Annotated in this window: 12 protein-coding genes; 1 reads left to right on the forward strand and 11 read right to left on the reverse strand. The window is 39.0% G+C overall.

Translation table 11 applies throughout. The features are described from left to right. Positions 1 to 195 precede the first annotated feature (195 nt). The 10 genes from BUC45_RS05875 to BUC45_RS05920 all read right to left on the reverse strand — a co-directional run bounded on the left by BUC45_RS05875 (position 196) and on the right by BUC45_RS05920 (position 15,308). On the reverse strand, positions 196 to 3,108 hold the full coding sequence (locus BUC45_RS05875) for an exodeoxyribonuclease V subunit beta (protein ID WP_296970958.1): 2,913 nt from the start codon (positions 3,106 to 3,108) through the stop codon (positions 196 to 198). Continuing rightward, a complete protein-coding gene (locus BUC45_RS05880; RefSeq protein WP_296970959.1) occupies positions 3,108 to 5,573 on the reverse strand; it encodes a PD-(D/E)XK nuclease family protein in 2,466 nt (821 codons plus the stop codon). The genes BUC45_RS05875 and BUC45_RS05880 overlap by 1 nt, the downstream gene beginning before the upstream one ends. Before the next feature lie 137 nt (positions 5,574 to 5,710). Beyond that, on the reverse strand, positions 5,711 to 6,997 hold the full coding sequence (gene eno / locus BUC45_RS05885; RefSeq protein WP_296970960.1) for a phosphopyruvate hydratase: 1,287 nt from the start codon (positions 6,995 to 6,997) through the stop codon (positions 5,711 to 5,713). A 140-nt stretch (positions 6,998 to 7,137) separates the two neighbouring features. Beyond that, on the reverse strand, positions 7,138 to 8,673 hold the full coding sequence (gpmI, locus tag BUC45_RS05890) for a 2,3-bisphosphoglycerate-independent phosphoglycerate mutase (protein ID WP_296970961.1): 1,536 nt from the start codon (positions 8,671 to 8,673) through the stop codon (positions 7,138 to 7,140). A gap of 15 nt (positions 8,674 to 8,688) precedes the next feature. Further along, a complete protein-coding gene (tpiA, locus tag BUC45_RS05895) occupies positions 8,689 to 9,444 on the reverse strand; it encodes a triose-phosphate isomerase (RefSeq protein WP_296970962.1) in 756 nt (251 codons plus the stop codon). A 42-nt stretch (positions 9,445 to 9,486) separates the two neighbouring features. Beyond that, the gene (locus tag BUC45_RS05900; protein WP_296970963.1) at positions 9,487 to 10,671 is read right to left on the reverse strand and encodes a phosphoglycerate kinase; all 1,185 of its coding nucleotides are present in this window, start codon (positions 10,669 to 10,671) and stop codon (positions 9,487 to 9,489) included. Further along, positions 10,652 to 11,704, reverse strand: coding sequence for a sugar-binding domain-containing protein (locus BUC45_RS05905; RefSeq protein WP_296970964.1), 1,053 nt, complete (start codon positions 11,702 to 11,704; stop codon positions 10,652 to 10,654). Before BUC45_RS05905 ends, BUC45_RS05900 begins: the two co-directional genes overlap by 20 nt. A gap of 92 nt (positions 11,705 to 11,796) precedes the next feature. Beyond that, positions 11,797 to 12,810: a type I glyceraldehyde-3-phosphate dehydrogenase gene (gene gap, locus BUC45_RS05910; protein WP_296970965.1), complete on the reverse strand. Its 1,014-nt coding sequence runs from the start codon at positions 12,808 to 12,810 to the stop codon at positions 11,797 to 11,799. Positions 12,811 to 13,114: 304 nt separating this feature from the next. After that, the gene (rpoN, locus tag BUC45_RS05915; RefSeq protein WP_296970966.1) at positions 13,115 to 14,506 is read right to left on the reverse strand and encodes an RNA polymerase factor sigma-54; all 1,392 of its coding nucleotides are present in this window, start codon (positions 14,504 to 14,506) and stop codon (positions 13,115 to 13,117) included. Between the two features lie 307 nt (positions 14,507 to 14,813). Further along, positions 14,814 to 15,308, reverse strand: a complete 495-nt coding sequence (locus BUC45_RS05920; RefSeq protein ID WP_296970968.1) for a general stress protein — start codon at positions 15,306 to 15,308, stop codon at positions 14,814 to 14,816. 138 nt (positions 15,309 to 15,446) lie between these two features. Between BUC45_RS05920 and BUC45_RS05925 the strand changes: the two genes are divergently transcribed. Continuing rightward, positions 15,447 to 16,028 (forward strand): exonuclease SbcC, encoded by a 582-nt coding sequence (locus BUC45_RS05925; RefSeq protein ID WP_296970969.1) that lies wholly within the window; start codon positions 15,447 to 15,449, stop codon positions 16,026 to 16,028. Between the two features lie 91 nt (positions 16,029 to 16,119). On the opposite strand, the gene BUC45_RS05930 is transcribed toward BUC45_RS05925, so the two are convergent. Beyond that, complete coding sequence (locus BUC45_RS05930) at positions 16,120 to 17,547, reverse strand: FG-GAP-like repeat-containing protein (protein ID WP_296970970.1); 1,428 nt, start codon at positions 17,545 to 17,547, stop codon at positions 16,120 to 16,122. Between the last annotated feature and the right edge of the window lie 9 nt (positions 17,548 to 17,556).

Here is a 17,556-nt window from a genome sequence, read left to right on the forward strand (position 1 = left end):
TTATAAATGATGTACTAATACATCCATGTTATCTAAATATGTGCTACACTATATTTTATATTACACATTAAATTACTTAATACTGTTCTATTATACAATATAATAACCTGATGATATGTTATTTTGAGTTTTAGCTTTAACTTCTGTTTAATAGAGCATTACTTATCCTCTCTAAGACCACCCTCTTTCCCATAATTATTCACATAATATCCCTTTATATGCACAAATACCACAAGCAGTTTTTATTTGTGTCTTTCCATTAAAATCATCGTTTTCTATCCGGTTTATGATGCTGCAGATCTGCGCTTTACATTCCTCTAATGAAGATAGTGAAATATCTAGTTCCACCATTTTTCCTTCAAATAGTGATGCAATAACAGCTTTCTTTGGTATTATGCCATAAATTTCAGATACTGCCAAGGCATAAGCCATTACCTGCAAGCGATAAGCTTTCATCAAATCTGAATCTATCATAGAATTGGTCTTAAAGTCTACTACCGTTGCCCCATCTTCTTCAAGTATCAGGTGATCAATCTTTCCCGTTATATAGCGCCGGTCACCTAAATGATACGTAAATGGCATTTCGGAATAAACGACACCCGGCGTATTGTACAAATCGCTTTCAAGGTAATTTTGCAGACATCTTTCGATAAATCTTCTGTCTTGAAAATTTAAGGGACAGCTGTTAATAGCCAAAATTTCTTCTTTATTATTCACTTTGATATTTTCTTTATGGATTTTTTCTATCAACTCATGGACGATTGTACCTCTTTCTCTTGCCGAAAGTCTCGATAAATCGCCGCAATCTTTATAGAAAAGTTTCTCCGGTATACCCAGCTGATTACTTAAATAATATCTTCGAGGGCATCTTGCAAACTCTCCTATTGATGTTACTGAAAAACTTCTCGGAACACTAATGTGCTTATTCCAATAAATTTGTTTTTTCCCAAGTTTTGGTTCCTTTTCCTGTAAATCTACAGTATTTACAGCAGCATCCGCCAACTCCCAAATTGTTTCTACAGAAATTCCATCATCTGCAGAATCTGTAATACTTTCTGGGTTCAGCCATTTTAAAAAGCTGTCCTTTTTATCGGATTTCATTTCGCCTGAAATCAGGAGATAGTCTCGTGCACGAGTAAGTGCAACATATAACAGTCTTTTAGCCTCTTCAATCTCCTTTTGATTTAAGTATTTTTTCAGCATTTCCCACTTGTCTCTGTCTTTTTTCAGTGCCAAACCTATTTTAGGTTCGAACAGTACTTCCGTAAAAATACCTGATATTTCTTGGCCGCTGTCCGCCAGAATAACTATGGGAAACTCCAAGCCTTTGGAAGAATGTATAGTAACGAATTTTACTACATCTTCCTCTTCGGACACATCTATGGCTTCCTGCTGCTCCCAGCCAAAATCCGAAAGTTCTTCTAAAAACTCTCTTAAAGTATAACCCTGTTCATCATAATCCCTGCATAAATCCAAAAACTTAAACACGTTCTCGACTTCAAGCAAGTCATTTTGAGCTGCAGCGGCTAAAAGCATGGTATCATCCGCAATCCTCTGAGCCAATTCTCTAAGTGTCGCTCTATCTTTTATTTTACACCACATTAGGATTAATTTAAAGGCTTCGGCAAGACTTTCGGAAATATCGTCATAGCTTGCATCTTCTCCAAGACCTGATATCAGCTCTTGTCGCATAAGTACATATTCCGCCAGTTCCTCATCACTTATTTTAAAAAGGTGTGCAAGTGTTCCATATAAATTTATGTTATCTTGAAAAGCTACGGTATTTAATGCACAGAGTATATTTTTTACACTGGAATCTTCCATAATGCTTCCGGTATCGGCCACATAAAACGGTATTTCATGGGCTTTAAATGCATTTACATAGTGCTTTATATGGGTCTTTCTTCTAAGAAGTACCGCAAAATCCCGGAAGCTGGGTCTGCGATATTTTTGGGTTTCTCTGTCAAATACCTTTACAGATTCATCGGAAATCATCTCGAGAATCTTTTTTGCTATCATTTCGCCTTCCTTCTGTCTCCGCTCACTCATAGTTCCCTGACTTTCCATCGTTAAAAAGCATATGTTATTTTGACCACCGTGGCGACGATTTGCTTTAATAGGTTCATACCCCTCCATAAGACTTTCGAAGCTTCGATTTACATGTTCGATTATACGCTCATCACTTCTAAAATTATCTTTTAAAGTTAGAGCTTGCCCTTGCCTTTCCAGGTCCTTTCGCAGCTTTTCAAAAAGTTCAACTCTAGCTCCTCTAAACCCATATATGGATTGCTTTTTATCACCCACAACAAAAAGATTGGTATCCTTGCCCAGCAGACGCAAAATTTCATCTTGAACAAAGTTTAAATCCTGATATTCATCAATTAAGATAAACCTAAATTTTCTCTGGTATTCACAAAGTATTGCCTTATTTTCTTTAAGCAAGTCCAAGGTTTTTTGTAAAATATCTTCATAATCTAGGAATGACTGCTCTTCTTTTTTTAAATTATACAATTTATATGTCTTTTCAATAAGCAGGGCAATAGCTTTTTCATCCTCAGTTTCAGCCATTGTATTTATAACGGCCGGACGCAGACCCTGATTTTGCATTTTACTCATTAGCTCATAAATCTCATTCGACAGTTTTGAAAAACCTAATTCTGATGTAAGTTGAAAAACAGATTTGTTTTCAAGATTATCTATTATTGTCTCTCGGATACTCTCTTTCATCCATGCCTTAGACCTATATTCTTCTATAACTTTAGCATCAGAATCAATACCAGCCTCCACGGGGTTTTCCATAAGAAGCCGCAGGCAAAAACTGTGTATTGTGCCGATATATGCAATGCCTAATTTTTCCAGGCCTTTTGAAAAATCTCCTTCATCTTTCCGTTTTATCATCTCTTTACGAAGGCGCTCTCTTATTTCTAATGCCGCTTTTTTTGTATATGTAATGGCCACAATTTCATCTATATTGGCAAGGCCTTGCTCTAAAATATAGAGAATTCGGTCAACGAGCACCTTGGTTTTTCCTGCTCCGGCTCCGGCTGTTACAACCAGATTTTGCGTTACGGTTTCAATGGCTTTTTTCTGTTCAGGAGTATATTCCATCAGTCTTCACCTTCCAAAGGACATATTCCGGTAAAATCACAAAAACTGCCATAAACATCAACCTTTGGGCATTTTTTAGGGTTTAGCAAAAACTTCGCTTCCCTTATATCATCAACATATGTCCTAATGGTAGCTCTCACTGCTTCCATCATATTATCCCATTCTTGCTGGCTCAAGATTCCTTTTTTTCGACGCTTAGATATGAACGGTAAATCCTCGTCCCTGACTAAGATATTATCAACGGCACCTTTTTTTATTGAAACAAATGCTCCACCTGCTACGGGCTTTTTAAGTAATTGCTCAGACACCATAATGTAAATAGGTAGTTGCAGATTTGTGCCGTCTTCTATCTTATTTATATCCGGTGTTGAACCTACCTTATAATCAAAAATTACCAATCTGCCCTTTGAATCCTCATCTATCCTGTCGATTTTACCCACAAGCTGAATATCCGGAGCAAAGTGCAGCGAAAAGTCGTTTTTATATCCGAAGCCCATTTCAATGAAGGCAGGTACAAAATCTCCCATCTGTTTTATATGCCATGCTAAATAGTTTACAATATTAGTTACAATGTCGCACTTTTCAATCTCCAGCAGCAATGGATGTGCAAAGCTGTCTTGGAGATTATAATTCTTTATAACCTCATCGGCAAGAGCCTTTATGTCATTTGCATATTCATCAATCATTGCAGCGTCCAATTTTTCCCGATGTCTTTTGAAAAATATTTCAAGTATTTTATGTATAACTGTCCCCCTAGCTATTGCCGTATACTCGTCTTCTTCCTCGACAGGCGATAGATTTAAAACTCTTGCGAGGAAAAATTTATACGGACATTCGCCATACATATTAAGTGCTGTAGTACTGAAAGGTATCTTGCAAAAATGCTCCTTTAGCCGCTGTTTCGTATTCCCGGTAATAACTCCTCGCTCTTGTGCAGCAATGTTTTCTAGCTTTTTACCGCAATACACCGACTCAAACCTAACATTTTCTATAGTGGCAGCCGACTTCTGACACAGCTCCTCAAGGTAAAGCGACATTAGCGAAGAAGTATTGTCTTCTAATATCATCGGATAAGAAAAATACCCTGCCGGACTTGATGATATTAAAAAGCCAAAAGACTCCCTCTCTCTTTCAAGTAATAAATCCAGCGTATCAAACTTATATCCTTTACGATTGAATTCTGCCCTATCTTTGTCCTTTAAAAGCCAATCCGGTCGGAAATCTCTTGGGAATTCCCCTTCGACCATGCCCGGAACATAAATCTTGTCAAACTTTAAACCTCTGAGCATAGCCGGAGGAAGTATCCATATCCCGTTTTTCAAAGTGCTATAGCTATAAACACTACTTTGCAGGTGAGTATCTAAAACGGTTGCAAAATCAGTAAATGATACTGCTTCTTCAGAAATCATTTTATCGGTTTCGTTCAGTTCGGTCAAAACACCTTGAAGCGACTGGAATGCATCTATATCACGCTTTACTACAGCAAGGTTATTATCATGAATATGGCAAAACTTTTCAGGATATCCCTGGACTTCTAGAAAATTCTCCAAATCAGCTATCCACTCGCTTATCGGTTTGCTTACCGAGCTGTCTTTTGCCCATTCTTCAGAAAAATAGTCGGTAAGCTCCCCATAACGAAGCAGTCTTAATAATGCTTTGATAAATGGATTTTGAAGCAGGACTGCCTGCTTATCCAAGGAGATTGGAATACACATTTCATCAAAAATATCACGGAGGAGATTTTCATAAGCATCTCTATTTCGCAAGACAATACATATATTTTCCGGCAAAAGCCCATCCTGCAGGTCCTGTAAAATAACGTGAGCAAGATTTATAATTTCAGTCCTGCGGTTTTGAGCCTTTACTGCCTTTACCTGTCTCATATTCACCGTTAAATCGGAATCAGTAATCTTAATTTTACTGCCTAAAGCTTCTAAGATTTTTTCCTGGATTATGGAAAATTTATGAAATTCCTTGAAGTGTATCGTATCATAATGTGCAATAAATTCACTTTTTAGGATATGTCTTCTACAAAGTATATAGCGATCCTCTTTATCATAGAAATGATTTTTTTCAAGAAAATCTTGATATGTTTGATAGATTATTGAAATGTCTTGATGGCAGGCCTTCTCATCTATAATTTTTTCAAAGGTTTTGGCATCGATATTCTGTTGCTTGAGTTCTCCTATGACCTCTCCGATGCGGTGTATGTACCCTGGGCGGGGTGTATCAAAATATTTCAGTTTATTCTGTTTTTTAAGCTTCCAAAATATCCTTTCGATAATAAGGTTTTTCTTAAAATCTCCTAGAAAAGTCTTTGAGGCTATATTATCTTTTATGCATTTTTCTATAAAAATTTCATAGGTGACCGGATATTCTCCGGTCACCCCTTGTTTACCTTTCAACTGTGCTGCTGTATGCTGCTTAACCAAATATGGTGTGGGGTATACAATTAACTCCTTCATACGAAGCCCCCTCACTGCCAATTTTTTTGTAAATATGTATGCATATATAGCAACGATAGTTGTCAGATGATGCAAGAGAGCAAACTGCATCATCTGACAACGTCAAGCAAAACTATGCATATAAAAATCAATCGTCTTTATCGTTTAATGTTATAAAATGCGCCAATGCCTAGATACTGGGCTGTGGTATCAAGCTCCTGCTCAATTCTTAAAAGTTGGTTGTACTTAGCTACCCGATCGGTGCGGGAAGGAGCTCCTGTTTTTATCTGGCCGGCATTGACTGCTACCACCAAATCAGCGATGGTAGTATCCTCGGTTTCACCGGAACGATGGGAAACTACTGCTGTATATTTTGCCCTTTCAGCCATAGAAATAGCATCTAAGGTTTCAGTCAATGTCCCAATCTGATTCAATTTAATTAATATGGAGTTAGCCACTCCTTTTTCAATACCGCGCTTTAGCCGCTCAGTATTTGTGACAAATAAATCATCGCCAACAAGCTGCACCTTGCTGCCTATAGCATCTGTAAGAAGTTTCCAGCCTTCCCAGTCCTCTTCAGCCATACCATCTTCTATGGAGATTATAGGATATTTTTCTACCAAGCGTGCGTAATAATCCACCATGCCTGCTGCATCATACTCTAAGCCTTCGCCTTTGAGCTGATATTTGCCGTCATTGTAAAATTCAGAAGAAGCAGGGTCTAATGCAATGAATATATCCTTACCGGGAACATATCCGGCTTTCTCAATTGCCTCGATTATATATTTTATTGCTTCCTCATTTGAGGAAAGATTTGGTGCAAAACCTCCCTCGTCCCCAACGGCTGTAGACAGACCTCTGTCGCCCAAAACTTTCTTTAATGTGTGGAATGTTTCAGCCCCCATCTGGAGAGCTTGTGCAAAGCTTTTAGCACCAGCCGGCATAATCATAAATTCCTGTAAATCTATATTATTGTCTGCATGCTCGCCGCCGTTTAATATATTCATCATGGGAACCGGCAATACCTTGGCATTTGCACCGCCGATGTATTTATACAGGCTGACCCCTAAATAATTAGCTGCTGCATGAGCTGCTGCAAGGGATACGCCTAAAATCGCATTGGCACCGAAGCGGCCTTTGTTCGGAGTGTTATCAAGATCGATTAAAAGCTGATCAATTGCAACCTGATCGAGGACATCCATGCCCTGAAGTTCAGGAGCAATTTCCTCATTTACATTTTGAACCGCCTTTAAAACGCCCTTACCGCCAAAGCGTGCCATATCTTTATCTCGAAGCTCCACCGCTTCAAACTTGCCTGTGGAAGCGCCTGATGGCACTGCAGCTCTTCCTATGGTTCCGTCTTCAAGTATAACTTCTGCTTCTACGGTGGGATTGCCCCGCGAATCTAATATTTCCCTAGCAAAGACATTTAAAATTATTGACATAAGCATTCACCTTTCTAAATTATATTAAAGTAATTTTTTATCCTTATTAATCATTATATCCTGCACACAGCCCCTGCTACATTTATCCCTTGTATCTATAGTGCAATAATGTTTCACTTTTTCAGAGGTTTCCCTGGCAATTATACTATCAATGATTCTCCTGTCATTTCCTTTGGCTGCTCTATGCCCAACAGTTCAAGCATAGTTGGTGCTATATCTGCTAATTTGCCTGATTTAAGCTTATATGCCTTATCACTTACAAGAATAAACGGAACCGGATTGCATGTGTGTGCCGTATAGGGCTCGCCGGTTACATAATCAAGCATTTGCTCGGCATTGCCGTGATCTGCAGTCACAAGCAGTGTCCCGCCTTTTTCATTAATGATTTTTACTACCTTCCCTATGCATTTATCTACTGCCTCTATGGCACTTACGGCTGCTTCAAAAATACCTGTATGACCTACCATATCCGGATTTGCAAAGTTCAATATTATTACATCATAAACATCTTCCATGATTTTTTCTATTACTGCATCGGCTACTTCATATGCACTCATCTCGGGTTTTTGGTCATATGTAGCTACTTTAGGTGATGGAATCAACACACGGTCTTCACCTGGATAGGCCTTTTCCGACCCTCCGTTAAAGAAAAACGTAACATGTGCATATTTTTCGGTTTCAGCAATTCTAAGCTGTGTAAGACCATTTTTAGACAGCACTTCAGCTAGGATGTTATCCATCGATTCTGGGCCATATGCTATCATTACATTCTTTATAGTCGCGTCATATTCGGTCATACAAACATAGCAGACAGGAAAATACCCTTTTTTCCGCTGAAATCCTTTAAACTCTTCATCGCAAAAGGCATAGGTCAATTGACGGGCTCTATCAGGTCTAAAATTAAAGAAAATAATTGAATCTCCCGATTCCACCGTCGCCACCGGTTCTCCACAGCTATCAGTAATAACAGATGGTATTACAAACTCATCCGTTTCTTTACATTCATAGCTTTGCAATAGGGCATGTTCTGCACTAGTCGCTTTCATACCATGACCCAAAACCATTGCATCATATGCTCTTTGGGTTCTTTCCCATCTTTTATCTCGATCCATGGCATAGTAGCGACCTGATATGGTGGCAATAGCTCCTACACCAATTTTATCCATGTAATTTTCTATTTCTTTAATATATTTTAAAGCATTGGCTGGGGGTACATCTCTGCCGTCTAAAAAAGCATGTAAATAAACCCTCTTTAAACCTTTTTGTTTTGCCATATCAAGCAGTGCTTTAACATGATCTATATGGCTATGAACTCCGCCGTCAGACAAAAGCCCCATAAGGTGAAGAGCTTTATTGTTATTTAGTGCGTTATCCATTGCATAAACCAATGCGGGATTTTTAAAAAATCCGCCGTTCTTTATGTCTTGACTTATCCTGGTAAAGTCCTGGTATACAATTCGCCCTGCTCCCATATTTAAATGTCCTACCTCGGAGTTACCCATCTGTCCCTCCGGCAATCCTACTGCTAGCCCGGAGGCCTCTAATATGGTGTTGGGATAATGGTTTATCAATCGGTCGTAATTAGGTGTATTGGCATTTAATATGGCATTAGCTTTCTTTTCAGGGTTTAATCCCCAGCCATCCAAAATCATTAGCATCAGCGGTTTTTTCGACACTATTTTCAACTCCTACTATAGATTAAAGGTGCAAAGTGCATAAAAACTATCCGGTTTAAGACTTGCTCCGCCTACCAAGGCTCCGTCAATATCGGCCTCTTGCATAAGTTCTTTTATATTTTCCGGTTTGACACTACCGCCATAAAGTATTCTAACCTTTTCCGCAGTATCACTGCAGTACAGCTCTGCAATCTTCTTTCTTATGGCTGAGATTACTTCCTGAGCATCAGAAGCTGAGGCAGTCTTGCCCGTACCAATAGCCCAGATAGGTTCATATGCAAATACTATTTTTTCTAATTCTTGTGAAGGGATGTCTTTTAATGCATTCTCTACCTGCGACATTATCCATGACATAGTAATGCCCTCTTCACGCTGATCAAGGCTCTCTCCTACACAAACTATAGGAAGAAGGTCATGCTGTAGAGCTGATTTTATCTTTTTATTAACAGTTTCATCTGTTTCTGCAAAATACTGCCGGCGCTCCGAATGGCCTATAATCACGTAGTCACAGGGAATCTCTTTTAACATTACCGGTGAAACCTCTCCGGTAAAAGCGCCCTTGTCTTCCCAGTGCATGTTCTGTGCCCCTAGCTTAACATCTGTACCTTCAAGCTTTTCAGCCGCTGCGAAGAGATTTGTAAAGGGTGGGCATATGACAATATCAACCGAAAGCCCTTTAGCCTTCGGCAAAAAACTATCCAAAAACTTAATGGTTTCTGTTTTAGTATTGTTCATTTTCCAATTTCCCGCTATCAAGGGTTTTCTGGACATAAATAAGCACCTCCGGTTTATTTTATGCCGATGCTGCCAATATCACTTATCGTTTAAGGCAGCTACTCCCGGCAACTCCTTGCCCTCAAGAAACTCCAACGATGCACCGCCGCCGGTAGAAATATGAGTCATATATTTGGCAAGACCCATCTGTTCAACTGCTGCAGCCGAATCTCCTCCGCCAATAATAGTTACGGCTTTTGATTCGGCCATTGCTTTTGCAACAGCTAAAGTTCCGGCAGCATATGCTTCTATCTCAAAGACTCCCATCGGACCGTTCCATATAACAGTCTTAGCTTCTTTTATGATATCTGCGAATTTATCCCGAGTCTTTTCACCTATATCGACACCCATCTTATCTTTTGGAATATCAGCTATTGAAACCGTTTCATATGGCAGCCCTTCTTTTAATTCTGAAGTAACCACCACATCATCCGGAAGCAACAACTTCACATTCTTTTCCTTCGCCTCGTTTAAAAGCGATGCGGCAAGTTCAATCTTGTCCGATTCTAGCAAGGATTTACCTATTTCATAACCTTGACTCTTTAGAAATGTATAAGCCATACCGCCGCCGATAAGCAATACATCAACTTTGCTCAGCAAATTCTTTATAACTCCTATTTTATCTCCTACCTTAGCACCGCCTAAAATTGCCACGAAAGGCCTTTCAGGATTTTCTAAAGCATTGCCCATTATCTCAATTTCCTTCTGCATTAAATATCCGGCACCTGCCGGCAAAAATTTTGCAACACCTACGGTAGAGGCATGAGCACGATGTGATGTGCCAAAAGCATCATTTATAAAGATATCAGCAAGTTGGGCAAGTTTTTTGGCAAATTCCGGATCATTTTTTTCCTCGCCCTCGTGGAACCTGACATTTTCTAGAAGTATTACATCTTTGGGTTTCATTTGGGCTACAAGATTTTCTACTGTTTTACCAATACAATCCGGCGCCATAACCACCTCTTTGTCTAAAAGCTCTGAAAGTCTCTTGGCTACAGGTGCAAGACTGTATTTAGGATTTACCTTGCCTTTGGGCCTGCCAAAATGTGATGCAAGTATAACCTTTGCGCCCTTGCTTACAAGATAGTTTATTGTTGGCAAAGCGGCCCTTATACGGGTATCGTCAGTTATATTGCCGTTTTCATCTACAGGCACATTCAGATCCACTCTGACCAGAACTCTTTTATTTTCTACTTCAAAGTCTTCAAGTGTCTTTTTGTTCATTATCTCTACCTCCTTCAAGTTCTAACAATTTTCGGGCTGCTCCTTCATCAGTGATAAAAACCGTTGGACTGTGATACCTTAAAAATGCTTGTATGGCAGGAGCTTTATTAGCACCACCGGCTATAGCAATAACAATCCTGATATTCTTAAGGTCTGCTATGGTAAGCCCTACACTAGTAGTAGTATGGACAACCTTGCCGTCTTTATTGAAGTAAAACCCGAAGGCTTCCGCCACAGCACCTTTTTTACTTATTTCATCGATTTCTTTTTCCGATAGGCCTCGCCTTCGTCCTATTTCCTCAGCTCCGCCGATGCCATGCAGCAAAATATCGGCACTGCGCACAATCTTTAGTATCTCTCGAATTCCCGGTTCGTTAATAACCGACTCCATAGTTTCCGGACTTAGATTATCTGGAATATATAATAGCTTATATTGTGCTTTGAGTTTTTTTGCAAGTTCAGCCGCTATGGTATTCGATTCAATTTCTACTTTTTCTCCTAAACCGCCTCTACCGGGAACTACGATAATATCTTTTAGACCTGAAATATTTTCCATAGCCCGAGGAATTTGAGCCATAGTAGTCCCGCCTGTTACTGCTACAATATCACCATTATTTATGGTTTTTTTAAGATACTGTGCCGCTTCTTTGCCCAATTGCATCTTTATAGTTTCATCTTCATCCGAATCTCCCGGAACTATAGAAACATAACCGCAGTTAAACTGCTGTCTTATGCTCTGAGCTATAGGATTTAAACCTCTTAAGTGATATATGAAATGCTCTAATTTAAAGATTATATTTTCACCTGTATTGGTCAGTTCCATACCTTTTGAGCTTATTTTAACCAACCCTTGCTCCTCTAACCGCTTTACTTCTGTCCTAAGCTGCCGTTCAGACAATGAAAGAATCGATGACAGAGCCCTTCGGCCAATTGGTTGATTGAAGTACATGTTTCGCAGTATGGTATAGCGGTTTCCTATAGTAAGTGCTATTTCAGGAGCTATCTGCTGTAATAATTTCACCAATTCTTCCATCTATTAATCTCCTTAAAAGAGCAGTATATGTAAGAAATGGCTGAAAAACCCTGCCTGAAAGCAAGCATTTTCCAGCCATGGTTCTTACACTCTTAGAATCCTTTAGCTGCTACATATTCAACAAGGTCCATGACTCTATTTGAGTAACCCCACTCATTATCATACCATGCAATAACCTTTACCATATCATCTTCAATCACCATTGTAGATAGGCCGTCAACAATGGATGAAAGTTCACACCCTTTGAAGTCCATAGATACTAGCGGTTCTTCGGTATATCCTAAGACACCTTTCATCTTGCCTTCCGCTGCTTGTTTCAAGGCTTCATTTATCTGTTCGACCGTTGCACTCTTGGAAAGTTGGCAGGTAAGATCTACGATGGATACTGTGGGCGTGGGCACTCGAAGGGCAAATCCATTCAACTTGCCTTTGAGTTCAGGAATTACCAATGCTACTGCTTTTGCTGCACCTGTTGTAGTTGGAATTATATTCAGTGCCGCAGCCCGGGCTCTCCTAAGGTCCTTGTGTGGAAGATCCAAAATTCGCTGGTCATTGGTATATGAGTGAATCGTGTTCATTAGGCCTTTTTCAATTCCGAAGTTGTCCATGAGCACTTTAGCTACAGGTGCAAGACAGTTAGTAGTGCATGAGGCGTTAGAGATTACATGATGCTCTTTTGGGTTGTATTTTTCCTCATTGACTCCCATAACTATGGTAATATCCTCGCCTTTTGCAGGTGCACTGATGATAACCTTTTTAGCTTTACCAGCCTCAATATGGCCCACTGCCTTCTCTTTTGAAGTGAAAACGCCGGTGGACTCTATTACAATGTCCACTCCCAAATCACCCCAAGGAATGTTGGTCAAATCTCGTTCGGCAAAAATTTTAATTTCTTTGTCGTTTACGATTATAGAAGATTCCTTGGCCTCTACTTTAGCATCAAATGTTCCAAATACTGAATCATATTTTAGAAGATGCGCCAAAGTCTTTGTGTCGTAAAGGTCATTGATAGCTACTATATCAATTTCCGGATGTTTTGAAAACGCAGCCTTTAAGGCATTTCTACCTATACGGCCAAACCCATTGATACCTACTTTGATAGACATAAAAATTCCTCCTTAAATGATAATTTTATGTATTTATTGACTGGAAAACTTAAAAAATTACTTTCCTTTATTTAGGATTTACTTAACAGCTCGGATTTTATTCAAACTCAATATAATTTAGATGTTTTGTTATAAAGGGTCAATTTATGTCCCTTGTACATATTTATTGTCCCGAGCTTTTCAAAAAAATGGGTTTTTGTTTAAAACAAAAACACCTAATGAGAATTATTTAAAGGGAAATATTGCTGATATTATATTAACTAATTCAACAAAAAATCCCAAAATCCTTCTTTAAAAACCAATTTTAATATCTTTTTCTTTTTGTTGAAGATAGTATTCCAATTTCTTCCCGATATTTAGACACTGTTCTTCTGGATATGGAGATTCCTTTCTCTTTTAACATATCTGCAATTTTCTGGTCACTTAAAGGATTATAAGGGTCTTCTTCTTCAATCATTTCCTGCATCATCTTTTTGATACTCTCTGAAGAAGTAGTGGTACCGTTGACATTGTCAAGACCACTTTGGAAGAAAAATTTTAATTCAAAAACTCCTCTGGGAGTCTGAACATATTTGCCACTGATAGCTCTAGATACGGTAGATTCGTGAACCTCCACCATATCGGCAATCTGCTTCATTGTAAGTGGCTTAAGATACATAAGGCCATTATCTAAAAAATCTTTTTGAACATCGGCAATAGATTGTATTACTTTATGAAGGGTTATGCGTCTTTGTTCAATACTTTTTATGAGCCATAAAGCCGAATCAAGTCGATTAGATAAAAACTTTGCGATGTTCGATTCCTTATCTTCAGAAGTCAGTAGCGAACGGTAATAGGCGTTTATTGAGAGCCTTGGAGAAACGGTATCATTCATGATTACCAAGTATTCGCCGCCTACCTTTTCAATGACCGCATCGGGAATTATATAATGGACATCATTTGCAGAAGTAAAATTCCTTCCTGGTTTGGGGTCAAGGGTAACTAAAATATCCTTTAAATTTTGAACTTCAGTCAAGCTGATATTCAATGCTTCAGCTATTCTGGAAAAACGTGCTTCTGCAAGGTCCACCAGGTGGTTTTTGACTAAATCCTTGATTTTAGGAGTATCGATGCCTTTTTGCTCTATTTGTATGAGTAAACATTCGGTCAAATTTCTGGCTCCGACACCCGGGGGGTCAAATGATTGAATGATTTTTAATGCCTCTTCTACCTCATTTTCTCCTACTTTTAAAAGCCTGGCCACTTCTTTTGTAGTTATTGCCAGATAGCCGTTTTTATCCAAATTGCCTATCAAAAACTCCCCAATTTTTAGAGTTGTCTTTGATACGGATGAAATATGCAGTTGCATCATAACATGCTCTTGTAAGGAAGGTGTTGATGATACAAAATTCTCATATCCTATTCCTTCTTCTTTTTGCTCACGCTGCACCCTAATTGGAGTGCTGTTAGCTTCGTCTTGAAAATACTCTTCCCAATCAATATTGTCGTCTTCCTTTTCTTCAACCTTTTCAGCAGAATCTTCATTTTTAAAAATATCTTCATTAACATCTAGCAGTGGATTCTCTAAAAGCTGATTTTCTATATATTGATCTAGCTCAAGAGTCGAAAGTTGCAAAATGGTTATGGCCTGCCGCAGCTCAGGAGTCATGACAAGCTTTTGGGTCTGTGATAGTTTCAGACTGAAATTCATCTGCATTTTTATACCCCCAAATATATGCCCTAAAATAAACCCTATTGCCTATATATTATATATATTTATATATTCTATAAGAACATTAATTTTCCCTCTTTTTTTCATAAATTATAAACACATTTTATATTATGGAATATATTATAACAAATTGTCTAAATATGCCGAATCAACATTATTATAACATAAAGTATGTTAATTAGAAAGGTTGTTAGAATAGGCAATAATGGAAAATACGAAAAGCAAGGGAACTTGTTTACAGTTTCTCCTTGCTTTTATTGTTAATCTTAGATAATTCTTGCCTTATTGAGTTTTATTGCTGTATATTAACATCACTAGCGCCGTTTTGTCTGAAAATGTCAGCCGCTTTTTCGATTTTTTGTTCATGTGTCCGCACAGCCGCCAATATCTTTCCTTGTTTAATTTCATCTTCATAATGTTTGCCCTGTTCTTCGGGTATTCCCCAATCGATGAGGCCTCCAGCTATACCACCGGTTGCTGCCCCCGACAGCAGCCCTGCAATTGGTCCTGCCGCAATAATAGGTCCGAAGCCCGGTATTGCCAAAGCACCTGCACCCATGGCAAGACCGGCAAGCCCACCCAAAGCTCCGCCCGTTGCAGTGCCGCCAGCAATCGCACCCATGTTTAAGGCAGTATCATCTTCACCGTCACCACCATATTTGTCTACCTGCTTACCTTTTGCTGCAATTGATATCTCATTTGTATCGTATCCGGATTGCCTAAGCTGTGCCACGGCTTTCTCAGCCTGGTCATAATTGTCAAATACTCCGACAACAGTTTTTACCATTTTTACAAGCATCCTCCTTGCGATGATTTTAAATCAATCTTATTCTATCCTTATTTCTTTTAAACTATTCTCTGCATGGTTAATACGGAAAAAGGGAATATTATTTAATGATGATTTCTATTTTCGAGGAGGAATTATATGACAGATAAAAAAGATACTACACAAAACAATAAATCAGACAAGGTTATGAATGAAATCAGTCAAGAATTAGGCACCAGCACAGTAAACCGGATTCAGGAAATTGCCAATGAAACCCAGCGGCTAAAAAATACTCAATATCAAAATCCGCAACATCAACAGTTTTCGCAAGAAATCAATTGTTTGGTAAATTCGGCTCGAGAACAGCAGATGTCATCACAACAGCAGCTTCAATCTACTCTCAATCAAGCTTCTACAAATCTTATCGACTCCGGACGCTTGGAAAACCTTTACGGTAATGCTCAAATGCTTCAGCAGGCGGCACAGTTAGGCATTTCAAATCTTCAAATAAATATAGAGCAGTATAAAACAATGATTGAACAGATGGAAAAGGATTGTCATCAGCAGCAAGTAGCCACTGATACACAAGTGGTGCAATCTCTGCAGCAAGCTATATCTTCTATGGCTCAAGCTCAAAATAGTCTACTTCAAAGCCAAGCAGTTGATAAAATGTTTGATTCAATAACAAAATGCCAAGATAGCCTTGCTCAAATTGAACAGATTAATCAGCAAAACAAGTAATATGCGTTTTTTGTCACACTCATTAGTAAAGCAGGTGGCCAATGGCCACCTGCTTTACTATAATAAATAATCTGTGCATACTCCTTAGCTTTTATGGGTCATAACAAAATGGTACTAATTTTACAAGCATCTCAAATAATATTGTAACTTTTACCATCCTAGGGCTTACCGCACACACATTTATATGCTCTACATTGAAATATACCAGAGCCTGCATACCTGGCGATGCGCCGCAAAGATGAATAAATTCCAAAAAAGGAATCCTCGCCTCAAAAAAGTGCACCGGCTGACTTGGTAAAGCAGCTACATAAAGAATCTTGGCAATAACTTCACCATCGACTATAATCTTGTCACACAGCACTCTTACTTCATCAATGCAAAATTTAGCCTTGGCTTCAACTCCACGTTCCGCATCGGGTTTTCCGTCAGGTATAGTCACAGTATCCTGAATTATTGCTTGAACTTTTCCCATCCAAAGTTTGCCATGATGGCGGTCGCGTCGGGCTTCGAACACATAAATATATCCATAAATGGTACCTACGACTATCTCGCCATAGCCTTGCTGATTCAATTCACCGGCTGCTACACAAAAGGCACCGTTAGGCACTGTCTGAGTCCATTCCAAAATAATTTTTCCGGATTTCCAACTATAAATATAAACATTGCTTAAACAAATTACTACCAATTCTTTCTGCCCATCACCGTCAATATCATATATCGCCACATCCTTGATGCTTTGATCGTGGGCAGGGCTATCCCAAAATGTTTTGTATGTGCCTCCCACATGATGCAGAACCCTGGCTTTACTGCCGGTACAATCTATGACTATTTCGTGTTTTCCGTCCAAGTCAAAATCACCAACTGCGAGAAACGCCTTCCCGGCATCGGGAATATGGCTGCTCCACCTTTCACACCTCTGACCGCTTCTAAAAGACAGCACATATAGCATGCACCCCTGTGGCCCATGGGTTTTTACAATCACTTCAGGACATCCATCGCCATCGGTATCCGCTGCCGCAACACAACAAACTTGATGCCTAAAAATCTCCGACTTTACAAGCACTAACCTTTCATCATAGCGAAATATGAGTATTTGAGGTTTACCTTTAACTACAGCTATAATCTCATACTTTCCATCTTTGTCTATATCCGCTACAGCTACGCTAACTACAGCTTCCCTTATTTGAGTACTTTCGGCAATCTTAATAAGTTGGCCTTTCAGCATCTTATATATATAAATACCACATGTTGTACCAACAATTATTTCATCAAGACCGTCCTTATCTATATCATGACAACCTATCCAATGAGTATCATTATTGCCCAATGATACCTGAGCCAACTGGTGATAATTCTCATTTCTATACTGAAATACGTATAAATTCGATTGCTGCCCTGATGATGCAGTAGTTCCTGCAATAATGTTCATCCTCCCAGAACCGGCCACATTTCCTAAAGCCACTCTAGATTCCTGTCCTAGGTCCTTACTTGCCCATTCTAGTTGGTATGCTTGCCTCATTTGCCTTTC

The organism is Tepidanaerobacter sp. EBM-38 (assembly GCA_001896545.1).
GTDB lineage: Bacteria > Bacillota > Thermosediminibacteria > Thermosediminibacterales > Tepidanaerobacteraceae > Tepidanaerobacter.